Genomic DNA, 19,968 nt, shown 5'->3' on the forward strand with positions numbered 1-19,968 from the left:
GAGGTTACTTTACAAAAACTTTTTGCGAACCAATGCTTGTATCGCCATCTTCGAACCATCTGGATGTGACCGTTTTTTTCTTCGTGAAAAAGAGGACGCCGTCTTTTCCATTTGCATGCAAATCACCGTAAAAGGACTGCTTCCAGCCTGAGAAAGCAAAGAAGCCCATCGGAGCAGGCACCCCTACATTGACACCGACCATACCCGCTTCCACCTGCTGAACGAATTCTCTTCCCCATTTTCCGTTGTTTGTATAGATGGTCGCCCCATTGCCAAAACGCGAGCGACTGATCGTCTCCAAGCCCTCTTCGAAGTCTTTCACACGCATGACACTCAGGACAGGCGCGAAAATCTCGTCGCGGACAATGACCATCTCGGCATCTGCCTTGTCAAAAATCGTTGGCCCGAGGAAGTAACCATCCGGCAGCTTTTTCGCGTCCTCGCGACCATCGCGAACCAGCGCAGCGCCAGACGCGACACCTTTTTCGATATAGTCATGTACTTTGGACAAGTGCGAATCACGGATGACTGGCCCGAGATCGATGCCCTCCTCCAATCCATTTCCCATCGCGAGAGCACTGGCTTCCTCGATTAGATGCGCGATCAACTCATCGGCAATCTCCTCAACAGCTACTACAGCGCTAGCTGCCATACACCGCTCTCCTGCACAGCCGAATGCTGAGCTTGTAATTGTTTTTGCCGCGCGCTTCAAATCCGTGTCAGGCATGACCAAATGGTGATTTTTCGCCCCAGCCAGGGCTTGCACACGCTTCCCGTTCGCCGCTGCTGTCTTGTACACGTATTCCGCAACTGGCTGCGAGCCGACGAAGGAGATCGCTTTAACATCCGGATGCTCCAACAGACCATTGACGACATCATGCGCTCCGTTTACGACATTGAATACACCGTCTGGCAGCCCTGCTTCCTTGAGAAGTTCAGCAATCCGAATCGAAGACAGCGGCGTACGCTCGGAGGGCTTCAGGACAAACGTATTTCCTGCGGTAATCGCAATCGGGTACATCCACATCGGAACCATCACCGGGAAGTTAAATGGGGTAATCCCGCCCACTACCCCCAACGGAAAACGGATCACCTGACTGTCGATGCTGTTTGCGATATTGGGCAATGTTTCTCCCATCATCAATGTCGGCATCCCACAAGCGAACTCTACCATTTCCAGCCCACGCAAGAGCTCTGCCTGTGCCTCAGGCAGATTTTTCCCGTTCTCCATGGTGATCATCCGGGCGAGTTCATCCTCATACTTGACGAGAAGACTGTGAAAACGAAACATAATGCGCGCACGATCCACGACAGGGGTAGCACTCCAGCTCACAAACGCTTCCTTTGCAGCAGCAACAGCCTTGTCCACATCTTCTCTCGTCGACAATGGTACGCGTGACAACAATTCTCCTGTTGCTGGATTAGGTACATCCTCAAAACGTGTCGTCAGTGAATCTACCCACTGCCCTCCGATGTAGTTTTTCAACGGATTTCCAACGATAGCTGTGTTCATCCCTTCAACTCCTCACGTTCAATTAATTGACAATTCCATTTTATCCAAAAATAATGCCTGTCAGCACTAGACAAAACGTAACGCATTACGTAGGGTTAATCATACAGAGTGTAAACGGAAGAGGTGATCTTGATGAGCAACGATTTGCGCCTGACCATTGCAGAAATCATCAAACGACCATTGTTTCAACATGCCCAAGTGGTGGCAGGGCATCGCGGCCTGTCCCGCCCTGTTCGCTGGGTTCACGTCTTGGAGACTGCCGATACGGGACAGTTTTTAAATGGCGGCGAGCTGATCCTATCAACCGGGCTAGGATTTGGCGAAGAAAAGGAGAAGCGTCTTGCGTATTTAACAGAACTCATTCGCCGAAAAGCAGTTGGGTTGTGCATAGAACTGGGACGTTACATCCCCTCCATCCCTGAGGATATGCTAGAGTTGGCGAACCACCACCAGTTTTCGTTGCTCGTCTTTCATCAGCCCGTCCGCTTTGTCGACATCACGCAAGATTTGCACGAGCATTTGATCCATGCGCAGATGCAAGCACTTCGCAATCTCGAAGCATACTCTCGCAGTTTGCAACAGCTCAGCTTGCAGGCCGCGGGCACGCCTAAGCTATTGCAGCATTTTCAGGTGGCGGTTCAGATGCAGGTCTTCTATTACGTACCAGATGGCTCCACACAATTTGCCCCAGTGGTACCGCATGATGTTGCTGTAGAGATGAGCGATTTGATGCGGTCTCATTTTTCCGAACTGGAAAGTAGTGAAGCTGGCGTCCGCTTCCTTTCTCTATCTGCGACCAGGCAACTAGCCTATCAACCAGTGATGGCGATGGGTCACGTGCTCGCCTATGTCGGCATTGTCTTGTATGAACGCAGTCCGGATGAGTATTTGCTCCTGACCTTAGACAATACGGTCAACGCGATGGCCCAAATTTTAATGCGAAAAATGTTTGTCGAGGAACAGGCGCTTGCTACTGAAAACCGGCTGTTTGATGATTTGATTGCCAACCGCTCCATACCGGAGGAACAAATGCGTTCCTTGCTTGGTATCACGGGCAGCGGTAAAGCCTCGGCCTATCACATGATTATTTTATCGTTTGAGAAGCCGAAGAACCTGGCCGAGGATTCCCTTCCGCCGCACGATCTGACGGCTATCTTCCGTTCACTATTGACTCGTCATCACTTTCGTCCTTTCATACGTTGCAAGGGCCATCGCTTTTACTTTTTATTGATCGAGCAGCGGCCGCTTGCAGATTCCCGTCGTACCCTGGAAAAAGCCTTTCGCGATGTCAAAAGAATCATGACACAAATGCTAGGTGCGGAAGTTCAAATCTGGATGGGCGTCAGTCGAGCCGGGAAACGGTTGTCTGACGCTGGACGACACCTCGCAGAGGCGGAACAGGCACTGGCTTTTTGTCAGGAATCATCCAGTCCATTTTTCGCTGATCTCGGATTGTTCCGACTGCTGTTCCACGTACCTAGTGAGCCTGTGTTAAAGACCTTCATAAGCGATTACCTCGGCCCGTTGTTAGCCCATGACCAAGCACACGGCTCCTCGCTCGTTCATACACTGCGTGTCTATTTGGATGTTAACCTATGCAAGCAGGAGGCTGCGGAAAAACTGTTCATTCATCGTCAAACGCTCTATCATCGCTTGGAAAAAATCGAAGAAATTCTCGGTGAGGATTACACGGCAACACAAAACAGAATTTGCCTGGAAATCGCCATGCGTGCACGGGAGTGGTTAAGCAAAGAAGAACAGCACTAAAAAAAGACACAACCTTTCATCTGTTCAGAAGACGAAGGTTGTGTCTTTGATTTATTTTCCTGGCTTATTCATATACAAGCGATACTTCGCTTCTTTGCCTTCCGTTAACGCGACACGAATTTTGTACAAACCGGTTTGTTCGATATTCACCGTTAGTCGTTCAGGACTGTCGGAGGTTGTGGCAGAAGCAAGCTCTTTTGAACGACTGTTATACACGTACAAATCGACATCTGCATCCTCATTCCAGTCTACGGACAAATCCAAATCCCCAGGCTCATTGACGCGAATTAAATAGTCCATGTATTTCTGCTTTTTCGTCAGCTTTCCTGTTCGGAAAGGCTCTTGTTCAACCGGTGGCTTTTCCTCTTCCTCATCATCGGCCTTTTGCCATTTTCCCGTTGTCGCTAGCGCATACGGCTGAGGTCCTTTCGGGATGTTATAGCCTTCGACCGTCACCGTGTAGGTCCCCTCTTCCGGCTCAGTAATCCATACCTGTTCGACATTGTTCAGGTTGTCCACTTCGTCGTTGTACGGGGCCTCAAAAAAGTCGTTGCCGTTCAGTTTTTCTCCACTTGGTGTTGTCACCTTCAGATTCAAATCGTTGACGAGTGCACGCTTTGCGACAATGGCAGCGGGATAATCCGTCCACGCAAGCGTAATTGCCAAAGGCTTGGAATCATCCGAGACCTTGACCTTATATGTGACTTTTTCACGCGTGCGAATGCCATCCTTCTCGTCCTTGAAGTTCGTTTCAATCGCCTGCTCCAGATTGGCTCGGCCGAAGCCTTGCTCTCGCATGTCTTCATCCAAGTTGTCTGCACTAGTTAACAGCATGGCTTTTACTAATGCACCGCTCGGATTTTTTTCCCCTTCTTCCTGCAAAAATTCCCGGATTTGTGCCACACCGCCCGCTAAAATCGGCGTAGACATGCTCGTGCCGTTCATATATGCGTAATGTTCATTAAAACGCTTGTAGAAATTTTTGCTCGGTGCCAGTGAAGATCGCGTAGACAAGATCGCTGAACCAGGCGCGACAATATCGGGCTTCAAACGCCCGTCGTCCGTTAAGCCGCGACTGCTCGATACCCACACGTCGTCCGCAATATCGGAGTTCTTCCCCAAGCTGGGTCGAACATTTTCCGTAGCGCCAACGGCGATGACGTTTTTAGCAGTGGCTGGGCTCCCAATCGTTTTATAGCCTTTCTCGCCTTCGTTTCCAGCCGCAACAAGCACAGTCATATCTGGATGCTCCCATAAAAAGCGATCAAACAAAAGCGACGATAGACTGTACGCTCCCTTATCATTCGCCCCCCATGAATTGGAGTGAATGCGGGCTCCCTCTTCGTATGCTTCCTGCAAAATGGTCTCGACATCCGTGTTGAGCTTCCCTTTTGCGGTCTCTATGGAATGAAAAACGAGCTTTGCACCCGGTGCCGTTCCTTTATACTGCCCATCTGATGCTTCTCCTGTGCCCACAATAGAACCGGCTACATGTGTACCATGACCGTGGACATCACTTGCATCATTCGGCCGGCCAAGAGAAATGAGCTTCTCAATCTGGCCTTTAAAATCTGGATGCATCGTTTGAAGCTTCCCTGTATCAAGTCCAGTATCGGCGACTCCAACAATTTGTCCCTTGCCTGTGTACCCTGTCGAGGCCAGCTTGTCCGAATGAATGATGGTAGCTGCCACATCATTGCGCAGCTTGTTTTCTGGCACGGGTACAACAGCAATAACATCATCTGATTCGATCACTTGTTCAATCGTTTCCTGATCCATCTTAGCGATTGATATATGCGGAGCATCCTCTGGCGATTGAATGTCTCGTATATCTTGATCCTCCGTCAATTCCGTCATCGCTCGATACATGTCCACCCGTTGATTGAAACCGATGACGGCAACCTCGACGCGCTCTCTGTTGCCTCCTTGAAAGCGAACCTCGGACGATACCTTGGACTTCGGTGTAAACGCCAAAACATCTTCGACAAAGGACAGCTCCTCGACTTCCCTTCTTACCTGTTCATCCTCAATTTTCGCGATGAATGCATAATCCGGTATGTAATCACCAAGCGTGACGCCGATATCTTCCAGTTCTTCTTTCCACTCCTCACGAACAGGACCAGATAACTGAATAACGACGAGCTCAGACTCTCTCTTTTTCGACGTAAGCTTGTCCAGTGCAAGACCCTCATCCGCTTCGATCTGGATATTGCCCCGACGCTCTCCTTCTTGCTTGGCATCCGCTGGAATGCCCTCCAGCGAAAGTGTCAGAACAAGTGTCGTGCATAAAGCTGCCTGCCATTTTTTTCGCAAAGCAAACACCCTTCCCCCATGGCATAATGTAACCATTTCTATCCATTATAAGAGAAAGGGTGAATTGTCAAAAGAGTAAGAAGGCATAGACATGGGACAAAAGCTAATTTTTTGTCCCATCTTCTTCTACCGTCCACTGTAATAGCGGTTGAAAATCGGCCCATGCCAACTGCATCAGCATTTCCTGATTCCATTCCTGCTTCGGAAGATCCATCAGTCGCACGGCCTGGTTTTGAATCGCCTCTTGCAACAGGTTATGGCTAAAACGACCGTTACCATTCAATCGATGATCACTAACTACTTTATCCAAAGACTGCGCGATCATTTCCAGCACGTTCTTCTCAATGGCATATTCAACGTCACATGCAGCCTGTTCAAGAATGTGCACAAGTTCCTTCACGCTGTAGTCGGGGAATGCAATATATTTTTTAAACCGTGACAAGAGTCCGGGATTGCTCATTAATAACGAATTCATTTCGAGTGGGTAGCCTGCGAGGACCACGACCAGATTCTCTTCGTGTTTGGTCATCTCTTCTACGAGTGTGTCAACCGCTTCCTGCCCAAAATCCCGCTCTCCCCCGCCGAGCAGCGAATACGCTTCATCGATAAACAAGACGCCACCCAAAGCTTCTCGAACTTTTCTGCGAGTAAGCGCTGCGGTCTGACCGACATATCCCGCGACCAAGTCAGCTCTACTCGCCGTAACAAGATGACCTCGTTTCAAATAGCCGATTTCTTGCAAAATCTGCGCATATAGCTGGGCAACCGTCGTCTTGCCTGTACCTGGATTTCCTGTAAAGACGGCATGCAGCTCAATCGGACTTTTCGGCAGGCCTCTTGCTGCGCGTTCTTGCTGAACGGACACATACGCCGCGATTTTTTTCAACTCCGTTTTCACTTGAGCAAGACCAATCAACGCTTGCAGTCGAGCTTCCGCATTCCTTTCTTTTTGCGGTGAATCGAAGCCACGGACATCCTCGGGTTTCAGAATCGTAAAGTCATCCCATTTCAGTTCCTTACCGTCTGTCTCGCGTCCTTTGGCAAAGATCGCATCGAGCACGATATTTGTAACTGCCCGTGCATTGCCAAACGTCTCGTCCACTTGCGCTTTTTCAATGCGCTGGCGCAGCGTAACTTTTGCCGGCTCTGTCAGAGTAAAATCGTTCCGTACGGCTACTTCTTCTGCGATATGCACCAGTTCGTCCGCCTGATAGTCTGGCAGTAAAAAGTGGCCCGTCTCTGGAAAACGGCTATTCAGCCCAGGGTTGGCGTACAAAAAATGACGCATTTCTTCGGGATAGCCCGCCAGCATCACCACGAAGCGTCCTGCATACTCACCGCTCGTCATAGCGGATACAAGCGTGTCAATCGCCACTTGCCCGTAATCACTACCGGAGCTATCTGGGCGCTTCAAGCTGTATGCTTCATCGATAAATAGGACTCCACCGTCTGCCTGCTTGATCGCTTCCATGACGCGCTGCTCTGTCTGTCCCACGTAAGCGCCGACCAACTGAGAACGATCCACCTCGATGAGCTGTCCTTTTGCCAACAACCCGAGCTCCTGATACAGCTTGGCGATCAAGCGAGCCAATGTCGTCTTCCCCGTTCCTGGGTTCCCCATCAGCACGAGATGAAGAGGGAGCTGGTCTTTCATATGCCAGCCCTTTTCTTCGCGCAGCTGGCGATACTGCAGAAATTGCGCCAACTGCCGAACCCGATGTTTGATCTCGTCCAAGCCGATCAACCGCTCCAATTGCTCTAAGGCGGTCAGTTCCTGCTGTGGTAATTGATTACTATCTTCTACGACTTCACTTCTTTGTGGCAGGAGCTTTTCTTTCTGTTCTTGCTGGTTAGTTAAAGCGCGAATCGTCTCTTGCAATTGGACAAGCATTTCACTGGAGTAAAAGACCCCGGATAAAGACGCTCCATACGCTTGAACACGTTCTTGCAATTGTACTAATAAATTTTGTCGTTCCGTGTATAACAGCACGAGGCCAGCAGCCGTAGCTTCCGCCTCCGAATCGTTCCACTTTTGCGCTGCTTGTAGCGTCTCTTCAGCAAGAGAGCGCCACTTCGTAATTTCAGCCAACTCATTGGTTGCCTGCTCTTCCAGCACCTCAACTGTTCTCCTGCGCATGACGACGTTATCCGTTTCACGCACGGACTTGAATTCAGTGAGAAAGGCATGGGATCGCAATTGTGAAAAGTACAGCTCGATCTTAACTTCTCCAGCGTAGCGATAATTAGGGGCTAGTTGAAGCGCACGATCTATCCATTCAGCTGCAAGCGTATGGCCTCCTGTTTTGTGCATCCGCAAAGCAGACATCCGCGTCAACACCATCGCTTCCATCAAATCAAGCTCTTCGCCTGGATGTTCTTGACGGTACTGTTCAAGCATTTGCAGGAATGTTAGGCATTCGCCTTCGGATAGTGACAGGATGCTGGACGGATTTTCGCTAAAACCAGCAATCAGTACCCTCGGGTCCCGTTCTTCTTGATGCTGCATCTTTTGATTGCTCCTCCCGCTCCATTGTTTCATCCCTGTTGTAGCATATTTAGCCGAACATGAAAAGTCTGTCCGAACATTAGAACTCCCCTTGAATGTTCGCTACGGTTCTTTTCACCTTTTGAATTGCGAATAAGGTCGCCAAAGCAATAAGGATGCCAGCCATACCAAATTCAAGCCAGACCCCTCCCCATTCCAACAGCATCGCACCTAGAATTGGACCTGCAGCCATCCCCGTATAGCGGATGAAATTGTACACACCAATGGACGTTGCACGCTCTGCTTCAAATACTTCGGATAGCAAAATCGTGTGTGCAGGCATACCTACACCTAAGGTTAAGGCAAACAGCGTACTTGTTACCACAAGCAGAAGAAAAGAAACATCAGCCGCAGTCATAAAAAGAAACATCGCCAAAGCATTTGAGCCGGTCGTCACCAGTAATGTTTTACGTGCCCCCCATCGATTTTGCAATACAGCAGACAGCTTGCTACTGATAATAAAGACGACTGACACGAGCAAGAAAACCAATCCAATTATTTCAACGGAGACTGCGTAATGGTTCGTCAATTGGACAGGGAGAAACAGCAGGAAGCAATAATAGGCATACATTTGGCTAAAACCGATCAAAATGACAGATGCACCGACCGGGTGGAGCAAAATATTACGGAAAGACCCTAGTGTAAAACCGCCTGATGATGTAGCTTGAGCCTTTTTCGTTTCGGGTAACAATATAGCATTGATGCCGACGAGAAAGACTGCACAGATCGCCAAAAACAAAAAGACCGCAGAATGTCCGCCGATACCGCCAATCCAGCCACCTAACAGTGGACCAAGTGCCGGACTGAGCGCAAGCAGCATCTGATAAGTACCCATCGCAGATGCACGTTGGATTCCTGTAAATATGTCTCCAATGATCGTTGCGGCTACGATCGGAATGGCAGCAAACCCCGCCCCTTGTAAAGCCCGGAAAAATAGTAGCCCATAAATAGAATCGACCAGATAGCATCCGATTGACGCGATCGTAAATAGGATCAGAGCAGGTATCATGACACGTTTTCGGCCGAACCGATCGATAAATGGTCCGTAGATGATTTGCATAATCGCGAGCATGACGGTAAAGATTGAAACGGTCCAGTTAATCATGGTTGCACTCGTCTGAAACTCTTTTTGCATGGCTGGTAAAATAGGCATGAACAAATTTTGCGCGAACATACCTAGCATTAAGGTTATCCCAAGTAGGTACAGTACTTTTTTTGGATTCATGGTTGCTCTCCTCTTATCTCGTTAACATTGTGTCCTTGGAAACAATTTTTATAAAAAAAATTAATGAACACCAAATTGTATGTTTCCCCTAATCTTCTGTTGCTTCTCTTATAACCTCATCCAAAAATGCCAATTCAGCGGGAGTATACCTGTCCAAGAATCGGTACATGTCGTTCGCAAGGCGTTGATGGTAGTGTTCGTGAATCTCGTTTACCATTTCTCCTACTGATGTCAGTCGAAAAAAAACTTCCTTCTGATTGTCTTCGAGCTGATAGCGCTCGAGTAATCCTTTCTTCAAAAGTTTGACTGTTATTTTGGATATCGCACTCTTTGTTACCCCAATATGCTGTGCAATTGTCGTAACATTGACTCGATCTTTTCCCCCCACCTCTTGAAGGACGTGGAGCTCTGTTACGGATAACCTTCCAACTTTATCGTAATCAGGTACGCTGATTCTGATCTGGCGCAATAGCATTTCTTCACGTAGCTTGCTGCGCTCCTCCTGTTTATGTAGAAAGGTGATCCATCGATTCCAAATCTTCTTTTTAGGGTCCAATGCAGCATCAGCTCCTCATCTATTTCAACTTTTGTTTCCGCGGAAACAAAACAACCTTATCATGAGATTTCCTTTTGCGCAAGAAAAAAACCGCAGCCCTGCATTCGCAAGCTGCGTTCCGAGACCATTCTCTATCCATTTAGATTGCCCAATTCCTTATCCGCACTGAAATGAGCATGGGCTGCCTCAAACACTTCACTTTCCGATCCAGCTGAGATTTTGAAACTCGATACCACTTTCTTGCCGCATCGTACTTGTACATTATACTGTGAATCCCCATCATACGTTGACTCGAAATGATACTCCTCACCATTGACCTGAATGGTTCGTTCCATGGTTACACCTCCCACCTTAGTGTGACCAAGCAACAAGGCAATCATCCAATATTTTGTTGCAAAGAAATCGTTGTGTATCATCACCCTTGGTCGACTCACCTGTTGTCATGCTATTCGGCTCTATGAAATGGTTAGAGGGCACAACGCTGTTCGACAGCGCCGTGCCCCGTTTCCCTTTTTACAAATCAGCAATTCGATGCGCTTTTTTTCGCGCTAATCTCTTTTCACGAAGTCCCTCAAAGATCGAATAAAGTACGGGAACCAATACAAGCGTTACGAGCGTGTGAAAAATCAATCCGGCAATTACCCCGGTAGCAAGCGGCGCTTCTAGTTCCGCACCTTCCGCAACAGCGAGCCCCATCGGCAGCATACCGAGTATCGCCGTCAACTTGGTCATAATCACCGGACGAACACGATCGTGCGTACCCTGTACAATCGCTTCTTCCAACCCCATCCCTCGTGAGCGGAGCAGATTGATTCTGTCAATTAACAGAATCGCATTGGAAACAACAATTCCTACGAGCATGACGAGCCCAATCATCGCCATCTCACCAAAGGTGCGCTGCGTGACTACGAATCCGAGAATGACTCCCACCAAGGCCATAGGCAACGACAGCATAATAATAAACGGCTGGGATAACCTCCCAAACTGCGCCACCATAATCACATAGATGAGGGAGACGACCGCTACCAAGACGATGATTCCTTGCGTAAAGGTGTTATTCTGTTCCTTCAAATCGCCAGCGATCTCGATCTTGTAACCAGCGGGCAATTCCACTGTACCCAGCTTCTCATTTATTTGTCTGCCCACCGTACCCATATCCGTACCCAACAGTTCTGCTGATACCGTGATGATTTGTTCTCCTTTTTCATGTTTGATCGTAATCGGAGATTTGCTGAAATGGAAATCGACCAGCTCGTGTAACGGCACCTGTGAGCCTGTTCCTGTTCGTATCATAATCTGCTGGAGTTGGTCAGGATGTGTCACCCATGTCTCTGGAAATCTAGCAACAATCGAGGTTTCGATACCATTTTGACTGATTGTGGAAAGGGGCTGCTCCCCAAGCAGCACGCTGATTTGGCTGTCCAATGAATCTGAATCAACCTGCAATTGAGACATTGCCTCCTGATTCGGAGTCAGCGTTACTTTTTCCTTCCCTCTTTCAAAGTCATTCCGAATATTGACTACACCAGGGATGCTCCCCAGCATTTCTTCTACCTTTGTGGAAATCGACCGGGAAACCTCCAAATCTTCGCCCGCGATCTGCAACTCAATGGGTGCCGATTTACCTGAAAATCCAAATGTCATACTCGTTTGTTCCACACCGTCAATCGCATTCAAGCGACCGTTTACTTCTTGCATAAATTCTTCTTTCTCTTGCGTTCGTTGCGACTTGGTAACTAACGTAATATTTAACTCGACTGTCTCTTTCTTTGCTGTAAAGAAGACTTGATTCACATCGGACAACTCTCTCAAAGCTTTTTCCGCTTCAACTGCCGCTGTTTTCGCCTGATCCAAGCTAGTGCCATCAGGCATCGTTAGCGTGGCAAAAATTTGATTCTCATTGGCATTCAAACCATTTCCTATCTTAATCAATGGGAAGAGACTCAAGGCCCCTACAAACACCGCAAGAGCCACCAGTAATGTGAGAATTCGATGACGAAGGGTTAACAACAGTAATCGCTGAAAGAGAGAAGCAACCCGATTTTTCCCTTTTTCACTACGGGTCTGCAACTGTTTATCATGTTGAAGAAAACGCTCGGAAAAAATCGGAACAAACAGAAAAGCTGCAATCGTAGACGCAAGAATAGTAGACGTAACGGTAAACGCAATGGTATGCAGAATAGGCTTCAGCCACTGTTCAAAATCCGCGACCACAAGCGGTAAAAACACAATAATCAAGGTTAATTGGGAAGCAAAAACAGGTGCTATGACTTCTTTTGAGCCCTGAACGATGGCCTGTTTCAGCTGCATTCCCTTTTCTCTCAAATGATAAATACTCTCCAGAACAACGATCGCGGCATCAACAATCAATCCGATTGACAAACTCAGTGATATCAATACCACCATGTCAATGTTGTATCCGGCAGCTTTCAAAGCGATGAAAGTCATCAGGATGGAGAGAGGCAGCGTCGTTGCAATGACCATCGTCACACGCCAATTTCGCAGGAATACCCAGAGTACGAGGATTGCCAATATTCCCCCGATGACAACATCTCGACTCAAATTGGTGATCGCTTTTTTAATGAAGGAGACGGATTCAAACATGACTCTCAGCTCGTAGTTTCCGCCCCCCTCATCATTGATTTGCCTTACAACTTCTTCGACTTTCTTCTGTGTAGTGATCAGGTCACTCCCCGCAGCCCGCTTTACACTGATTTGCACAAAGAGGTTTCCTTCTGTCATGGAAATAGCGTCCTTCACGCTTCCGCGCAAGTCACTCACCGTTGCCAATTGTTCGAGTGCAACCTTGCCCTTGGGTGTCTTGATCAAAATGGCTTTGAACTCTTCTACATTTTTTAAGCTGTTGTCAATCATCACAACGGTGTCAAACCCGGGATTTTCCAATATCCCCACGGCTTTTTTCCAATTGGCACCCTGTAGCTGACCAACCACATCTGCTGCTGTCGTTCGATAGGCAGTAAGCCGTTCAGGACGAAATGTTATCGCAACCTTATTTTCAAAACCGTCCTCAGATACGACCACTTCCTTCACACCCGGGACGGATTCTATTCGATCCTTAATAGTCGTCTTCAGCAAGGTGAGCATGGTCTGTGTATCGGCACCCACCATTGCGTAGTCGATTAAGTCCTCATCACCCAAATTCGTTTGAGTGACTGTTACGGTATCTACTACTTTGGGAAACTCGTTGCGCAGCCGATTCACAATATTTTGTGTCTCTTGCTTGACCTTTTCACCTTCCCCATCTTCTGCAAGGATCGAGATGCCAGAAAACCCCGTCCCTGTTTTCGATGAGAAACTTTTAATCCCAGCCACAGATTTCAATTCCTGCTCTATTTTTTTCGTGACCTTTTCCACCATCTCTTCAGGCGGCAGCGCTCCTCCTGAAATATTCACTTCAATCCAAGGCAAATTCGTTTTCGGTACAAGCTCCACGTTGAAGGAAAAGAGAGCACCGATTCCGGTAAGCACGATGAGAAATGTGCACAAATAGAGGATCACTTTTCGTTTCAGCAAAAAGAGAATGACCTTGTCCATCGGTTACTCCCCTTTCACCGTAACGACTTCTCCTTCGGCGTAGTACGTTATGCCGGAGATTAGGATTTGATTACCTGACTGAAGGCCCGATAGAATCTCGACGTTATTTCCAAAAATTTGTCCCACTTCCACGTCGCGTCTCTTGATTACACCATTCTCGACAACCATGACGAAGCGCTGTGTTTCCTTAATGCCGACGCTTTGGACGGGAACGAGCATTCCGTTCACTTTGCGTGCCATCTCTACAGTCGCGACCATCCCCTCGATCAACACGTTGTCTTTATTGGAAACAGCTATCTCTACAAGATACTTTCCCGTTTCCTGGTTAAGTACAGGCGAGATAAATGTAATGGTTCCTTTACTTTTGCCCCTTCCCTCCACTACCACAGGCACCGTGTCCCCTTGCTTGTAGTTTTCCATCACATCCAATGGGACATCGACCTTCAGCTTCACTTCCGAGCTATCAACCAGGTGAATGATACTTTCACCTGGCTGGGCAAGACTACCTGCCTTTTGGGTCACATCGATGACCGTACCGCTAAATGGCGCGACAAGTTGCGTTTCTTGAAGGGTTTTCTTTGCGAGCTCTACTTCACTGGCCGCTTGTTTCAAATCGGCATCTGCACTGGCAATCTCGTTGACTTCCGCACCCTTTAGCAACTTATCCAACGTAATTCGCGCCTCTTGTAGCGAAATCTCGTTTTGCTCTTTTTCCAACTGTGCACTGTCCAGCTCACTCTGCGAAATCGCGCCGCCCTTAAACAGCTCCTGGGCTGTCTCCCATTTCCGTTGCGCATCCTTCATGCGCTTTTCCTGGCTGTTTACTGCCAAGCGTTGTTTGCTGATGAGATCGGCGCTTGCTCCTTGCAACGTTTTTGAACGCAACGCAGATGCGCTTTGAACTTGGCTTTGTGCCGCTTCCAGCCCCTTTTGATAATAGTTCGTATTTAATGAGCTTAATACCTGGCCCTGTGTCACCTTTGCCCCTTTTGTTACGTTCATTCGTTCAATCGTACCAGAAGCTCCAAAGGCTAAATGGCTCTCCTGTTTGTATTCAACGAAAGCAGTAAGTGGTATCGGCAAGGAATCCGTCTGTTTTACGGTGTGCACCTGCACGATCTTTTGTTTGGTTTGCTCCGTTTCCTCTTTCGTTTCCACTCCACACCCCGTGATGAACATCAGTACAACGGTCAAAACGACGTAGTGCATACTCTTCACGTAGAGTCCTCCAAGCAGTTTTGTCATTGTCTTTTTGAATGAAGCTGACATCATATTCTCTCTCTCGTTACCGTGACCTTGCTCAAGCAGACTTGTCTGTCGCAACCACCTGTTCTTCTTTTTTCTTAAAGTATTGACTCACTTGCTTGTTCAGATGAGCGATCAAGGCGATCACGAAAATGATGGCACCCGATGCAAACACGAGATACGTCCAGTGCACGGCCTCCAGTAAAATACCGTACAACCAGATCCCAAACGGTACGGCTACACCGGTAAAAGTCCCGACCACACCAAACATGCTGGCACGCAAATGCTCAGGCGTGTTCAATTGAACAAACGTAAAGATTGGGATGTTCCCCATGGAGTTGAAGATGGCGGAGACCAATAAAATCCCGACAAACACGCCCGTAATGATCCACGAGGCGTTACTCGTTTCCGGAACAAAAATCGGAAAGATCCACGTCATCAAGAGAATCCCTTGCACTTGAATCAAAAGGAAGATTTTATTCTCAACGTATTTGCTCACCTTTTTCATAGAGACAATAGCCGCTCCGATAATGATCCCGATAAACCAGGAGGACTGAATAAACGAGAATTGCTCCATCGATACTTTTTCGACTCGATAGGCAATATGCAGCAGCCCCACATACATGAGCGGAGGGAAAATAAAGTTGAGCAGAAGGAAAATCAGGAACAAGTACTTGATGACGACCTGTTCACGGATATATTGGAAGACTTCCTTGATTGTTTCTGTATAGCTTTGCGTTGTCTCCTGTACAACCTCGGTCTTGCGGAAACGGAGGAACATCTGCATGATCCCTGCTCCGATAAAAGAAAGGCCATCAATCAGCAAAATCATTTCCATCCCGACTAACCCATAGGCAACCGCCCCTACCAAAGGACCCGCTACATTGAGAATGGCACTGATCGCTTGATAAATAGAGTTCATACTTCCTACTCTTTCTTCGTCTACCAGCTCAGGAATGGATGCTTGCAAAGCGAGATACGTAAAGGCCTGAATGGTACTGATCACGAAGGCGTATCCGACAAACAGCCATAGATTCGTGGGAAACTGAAGGAAAAACAGTAAAAACAAGAGAACGAGCGCACCGCTTAGCAGCTCGGTGACAACCATGATTGTTTTCTTGTTGTGTCTATCAATATAGGCGCCTGCAAAAATATTAATCAGCACCCCTGGCAAGTACGAAAAGCCCAAAACAGTTGCAAATGCAGCGGAAGAACCCGTCACATCCGCAATGTACAGGGCAAGAGCAAATTTGTAGACACCGCTACCTAATTCTGTAATGAAACGAGTAAAAGAAAAGAGAAAAATATTTAATCCGTATGATTGGTTGCCCATCTTAACCTCCCTGAATTGTAATCCCTCTAGGTGACGTTTTATTTCGGCAAGATGATCCCGCTACACCCCACGGACAATGACCCAAGAATAGAGCGGAATCCATCTGCCGATTTCCAATACGATGCCTAGGCGACTCTTAGCGGATGACTAGAGGCATCCCTATCAATTTTTTCGCTTCCTCTTCCAAGATCACTCGCAGCTTCCTTTCATCCTCGCGATATGGCAACGCCATAAAAATAGTCATTTTGCCCATGGATGTATAGGAAGCCTCAAAGAGAATACGCTTCTTGCCTTTTATAAACAGGTGATCGTATTCACTTGGTTGACTCTTGTTCTGCTCACCCAGAAAGTTGCAAATAATAGGTGTCATCTGCATGGATCGGATGAGTGAGTGATGGGAAAGAGGATAGTTTTCCGTTACGTCAGGATTTTGCACGAGATAGGTGAAATGGATGTTCCTCTCCTTTGCGAGATCCAACCGAACCTTCACATGCGTTTCCAATTCATCCAGACTCCACGTCGGATCAATATGAAGCGGAATATGATCGATGCACTCACCAAGCACATCGAAGTAATGGTTCCCCATAAAGGATCTGCCAAAGTTCATGAGGAAGACGGGAGCCTTGTGGACTCCATAACTTCTTTCGCAAAATCTGGCTAAAAGAGCAATCGGAATCCGCGCATTTTCTGTCTCCTGCGGGTTGTCCATATCCACTTCGCAGGTAACAATCGTGTAGCCGTCCAAAGCGGATGAGGATTCGAGTTGTCTTTCTATAGACTGAAGACTATTTTCAAATGCGTGAAGATCGAATTCCTCCATGAGTAGCTGATCTTCGATTCCGACTGGACCTCTAGTAATTTGCCGGACAAAGTCCCAATACGTATTCCGATCATGTTCCGAGAGGTCTGTCCCATTTTCCAACGCTTCGTAATACAGGTTCATATCGTTTTGCAGAACTTCACTGCTGATCAAATCAAAAATGAGATGCGATGCCGGGAATATGAACGAGTACTCTTTCTCGCTCTCTTTCAGCAAGATCACTTTGTATGACAAAGATCCGATCGAATCATGCTGCTTGTAAAAATATTCGCTCAGCAAAAGATGGCGCACCGCTTCTTTTCTGTCATCCGAATCACCCGATACATCAACAACAGGGAGCGCAATCTCACGAGGGCAAGGATATTCTTTCCAATACGGCTCTTCTTCCTCAAAAGCCAACGTGCATCGCAGTAAATGATGCCGCTCTAGGACGTCAAGAAAGGCCTTTTCCAGCGTCTTAGGATCGATCATCCGCTCAAAGCGAATCACTGTTCCAGAAATGTCCTTTTCCTGTACATGATAGCGCTGTGAAGGTGACAGCGGCTGTCTGATAAAAGTCTGCTGATTGACGATTGCCTTCGAATAACGAAGGAGCTTCTGATCGAGGTCGTTGACGAGCCGCTCCTGCCATGACAGGGTTTCCTTCTCATCAAATGTAGCCTCTTGGAAATGCTTCCTCTCTTTTTCCCATGCTTTTTGCGAGAGATCCAGATATTGAATGGCGTGCGGCTGAATCACAGGATCACAAGACCTACGCAATAAGGACAGTATTTCTTGGTGCTTGTCCCGCGCATTTTCCTCCACGTAAAGAACAGCTCGTTGCTTGCTGCCAAACGGCACCTCTACATAGTTGCTTCGCACTTGAAAATGAGCGTAGATCAAGGTTTCCAGCTCTTTTTTATCTTGCGCTTTTGTGGTGCGAATCCGGTTTACTGTATCTAAATATCCTGCTAGCCCTCTGACTGTATCGTATTGGAAGATCGTTTGAATCTTCACTTCAATGCCTTCTTTATGAAGTCGCGCTACCAGTTGGATCGCTTTGATAGAATGCCCGCCCAGATCATAAAAATGGTCATCCACACTGATTTCCTGTAGATCGAGCACTTCTTTCCAGATTTCCGCCAGCCTAATCTCCTGCTCTGTAACAGGTGGATTCAGTTGCTTACTCGCCTCCCGGATCATGACAGGCTCAGGTAATGCTTTTCGATCTATTTTTCCATTCGGTGTTACAGGCATTCTCTCAAGGACGTGGATATACGTTGGTACCATATAGGCCGGAAGTGTGGCCAAAAGCTCCTGACGCAAATCTCTGTTCCACTCAGGCTGCTCCCAGACCAGATAAGCGATCAGGCAGGCATCTCCTCCCTGGTCTTTTTTGGCCAACACGACCGCTTCCTTCACTCCTGTCTGGGATAGGATCACGTTTTCAACCTCATCAAGCTCGATACGAAAACCACGTATCTTGACCTGGTTGTCCATTCGCCCCAAATATTCCAGACTTCCATCCGCAAGCCATTTCACCATATCTCCCGTCTTGTAGAGCCTCGAACCGGCAATAAATGGATCTGCCACAAATTTCTCGTTCGTCAATTCCTCGCGATTGATGTAGCCATCAGCGACACTAATACCCGCGATTGCCAACTCACCAGGAATTCCCTGAGGCTGCAAATGACCATGCGCATCCAGCACGTATACTTTTGTATTGGCAATTGGCTTTCCGATTGGCACTTGCTGCGGCAGCCTCTCTTGCCCTTCATACGTCCAAGTCGTTGCACAAATGGTTGTTTCGGTTGGACCGTATGCATTGATGTATCGGCAATGCGCGCTCCATTTATGGACGAGCTCCCAGTTTGCTGCGGAACCTGCGGTGATTAACGTTTTCAATTTCGGGAAATTTTCCGGATCCAAATACGTTACAAAGGTAGGCGGAAGTGTCGCAACTGTTACTTCATGCCGCAGCATATACTCACTAAAAGCTTGCGGATCGAGTACGACATCCTTTGAAACAATAACCAATCTCGCCCCCGTCAAAACCCCCATCGTAAACTCCCAGACAGAGGCATCAAAGGAGATGCTGGCAAACTGCAACACCTTGTCCTTTTGGGTGATACCGAGATCGTTGATGAAAAACTGTTGGAGGTTGGCGATTCCGACGTGGTGCAGTCTTACCCCCTTGGGCTTCCCTGTTGACCCGGATGTATAAATGACGTAGGCCAGGTCACTGGAGAGATGAAGGGTCTGTACATCAGATGTAACGCCGTTGTATACGCTCCTATCATCAAGATTGATCAACGTTGCTGCTGGGAGAATACGCTCTGCATACGCTACAGTCGGATCATGGACCAAAACAACGCTGGCCCCGCTATCTTCGATCATATAGCTGATCCGTTCACTCGGATGGTCGGTACTGATTGGGAGAAAGGCACCGCCCGCTTTTAAAACGGCCAAGATGGCGAGGCTGTAAGCAGTAGAGCGCTCCACCATTACAGCAACAATGCTCCCTGGTTGTACCCCTTTCTCACGCAGCACGTGGGCCAGCGCATCGGATTTGTCATCTAATTCCTGATACGTGTAGGTGCCTTCCTGATCGACCACGGCAATGTGATGCGGTCCCTTTTTGACCTGTTCCTTAAATAGCTGGTCAATGGTTAGCGTTTGATCAACCAGCAGCTCCGTGTCATTCCATTGTTGCAGAATGAGAGCCTGCTCCTCGTCCGTGACCATTTGCATTTTTGCAAGCGGCTGGTCGGGATTGCGGACGACACTTTGAATCAACTGATTCAAGTGCGCTTGCACTCTTTGCAGGTAGGCATCGCTGTAAGCAAGTGCATTGTAGATAAAGTGAATTTCTAATTCCTTTCCAGGAATAATGCATAAGTTGAAGTCGTAGCTGGTTTGCTCATATCCTTGGACATCCGTGATTCCGAATAAACCGCCTTTTCCATCTTCGTCGAATGCCTCCTCCGTCAATGGATAGTTTTCAAAGACCATGAGATGCTGAATCAGGTTTTGTTTTAATGCGGTTTCGGACTGAATATCGGCCAGAGACAAGTATTGGTAGCTGCTTGTGGCTGTGGAGAACTGTTGCACCTGCCG

Annotated in this window: 11 protein-coding genes; 1 reads left to right on the forward strand and 10 read right to left on the reverse strand. The window is 47.8% G+C overall.

What is annotated here, in order from left to right:
- Positions 1 to 4: 4 nt before the first annotated feature.
- A complete protein-coding gene (locus tag PMI05_RS25080; RefSeq protein ID WP_007727994.1) occupies positions 5 to 1,513 on the reverse strand; it encodes a CoA-acylating methylmalonate-semialdehyde dehydrogenase in 1,509 nt (502 codons plus the stop codon).
- 132 nt (positions 1,514 to 1,645) lie between these two features.
- Between PMI05_RS25080 and PMI05_RS25085 the strand changes: the two genes are divergently transcribed.
- Complete coding sequence (locus PMI05_RS25085; protein WP_007727995.1) at positions 1,646 to 3,280, forward strand: PucR family transcriptional regulator; 1,635 nt, start codon at positions 1,646 to 1,648, stop codon at positions 3,278 to 3,280.
- Between the two features lie 51 nt (positions 3,281 to 3,331).
- Here the strand turns inward: PMI05_RS25085 and PMI05_RS25090 are convergent, their stop codons facing one another.
- The 9 genes from PMI05_RS25090 to PMI05_RS25130 all read right to left on the reverse strand — a co-directional run.
- On the reverse strand, positions 3,332 to 5,602 hold the full coding sequence (locus PMI05_RS25090) for a S8 family serine peptidase (protein ID WP_039961336.1): 2,271 nt from the start codon (positions 5,600 to 5,602) through the stop codon (positions 3,332 to 3,334).
- A gap of 94 nt (positions 5,603 to 5,696) precedes the next feature.
- Positions 5,697 to 8,099 carry an AAA family ATPase gene (locus tag PMI05_RS25095; protein WP_007727998.1) on the reverse strand — a complete coding sequence of 801 codons (2,403 nt, stop codon included), beginning with the start codon at positions 8,097 to 8,099 and terminating at the stop codon, positions 5,697 to 5,699.
- Positions 8,100 to 8,178: 79 nt separating this feature from the next.
- Positions 8,179 to 9,363 (reverse strand): MFS transporter, encoded by a 1,185-nt coding sequence (locus PMI05_RS25100; protein ID WP_007728000.1) that lies wholly within the window; start codon positions 9,361 to 9,363, stop codon positions 8,179 to 8,181.
- Between the two features lie 88 nt (positions 9,364 to 9,451).
- Positions 9,452 to 9,919 carry a MarR family transcriptional regulator gene (locus PMI05_RS25105; protein ID WP_007728001.1) on the reverse strand — a complete coding sequence of 156 codons (468 nt, stop codon included), beginning with the start codon at positions 9,917 to 9,919 and terminating at the stop codon, positions 9,452 to 9,454.
- Between the two features lie 131 nt (positions 9,920 to 10,050).
- Positions 10,051 to 10,254: a hypothetical protein gene (locus tag PMI05_RS25110; RefSeq protein ID WP_007728002.1), complete on the reverse strand. Its 204-nt coding sequence runs from the start codon at positions 10,252 to 10,254 to the stop codon at positions 10,051 to 10,053.
- Positions 10,255 to 10,432: 178 nt separating this feature from the next.
- On the reverse strand, positions 10,433 to 13,474 hold the full coding sequence (locus tag PMI05_RS25115) for an efflux RND transporter permease subunit (protein ID WP_007728003.1): 3,042 nt from the start codon (positions 13,472 to 13,474) through the stop codon (positions 10,433 to 10,435).
- 3 nt (positions 13,475 to 13,477) lie between these two features.
- Positions 13,478 to 14,683 carry an efflux RND transporter periplasmic adaptor subunit gene (locus PMI05_RS25120; protein ID WP_238543357.1) on the reverse strand — a complete coding sequence of 402 codons (1,206 nt, stop codon included), beginning with the start codon at positions 14,681 to 14,683 and terminating at the stop codon, positions 13,478 to 13,480.
- Positions 14,684 to 14,774: 91 nt separating this feature from the next.
- Positions 14,775 to 16,052 (reverse strand): MFS transporter, encoded by a 1,278-nt coding sequence (locus PMI05_RS25125; RefSeq protein ID WP_007728006.1) that lies wholly within the window; start codon positions 16,050 to 16,052, stop codon positions 14,775 to 14,777.
- A gap of 136 nt (positions 16,053 to 16,188) precedes the next feature.
- The coding region (locus tag PMI05_RS25130; protein WP_007728007.1) for a non-ribosomal peptide synthetase at positions 16,189 to 19,968 on the reverse strand (3,780 nt) is incomplete at its 5' end.

It is taken from the genome of Brevibacillus sp. BC25, assembly GCF_000282075.1.
Classification (GTDB): Bacteria; Bacillota; Bacilli; order Brevibacillales; family Brevibacillaceae; genus Brevibacillus.

Excerpts from the sequence above, each read along its gene's own strand:
- PMI05_RS25095 (WP_007727998.1), bottom strand. The coding sequence starts at position 8,099 with ATGCAGCATCAAGAAGAACGGGACCCGAGGGTACTGATTGCTGGTTTT.
- PMI05_RS25085 (WP_007727995.1), top strand. The coding sequence starts at position 1,646 with ATGAGCAACGATTTGCGCCTGACCATTGCAGAAATCATCAAACGACCA.
- PMI05_RS25115 (WP_007728003.1), bottom strand. The coding sequence starts at position 13,474 with ATGGACAAGGTCATTCTCTTTTTGCTGAAACGAAAAGTGATCCTCTAT.
- PMI05_RS25125 (WP_007728006.1), bottom strand. The coding sequence starts at position 16,052 with ATGGGCAACCAATCATACGGATTAAATATTTTTCTCTTTTCTTTTACT.
- PMI05_RS25120 (WP_238543357.1), bottom strand. The coding sequence starts at position 14,683 with ATGCACTACGTCGTTTTGACCGTTGTACTGATGTTCATCACGGGGTGT.
- PMI05_RS25100 (WP_007728000.1), bottom strand. The coding sequence starts at position 9,363 with ATGAATCCAAAAAAAGTACTGTACCTACTTGGGATAACCTTAATGCTA.
- PMI05_RS25110 (WP_007728002.1), bottom strand. The coding sequence starts at position 10,254 with ATGGAACGAACCATTCAGGTCAATGGTGAGGAGTATCATTTCGAGTCA.
- PMI05_RS25080 (WP_007727994.1), bottom strand. The coding sequence starts at position 1,513 with ATGAACACAGCTATCGTTGGAAATCCGTTGAAAAACTACATCGGAGGG.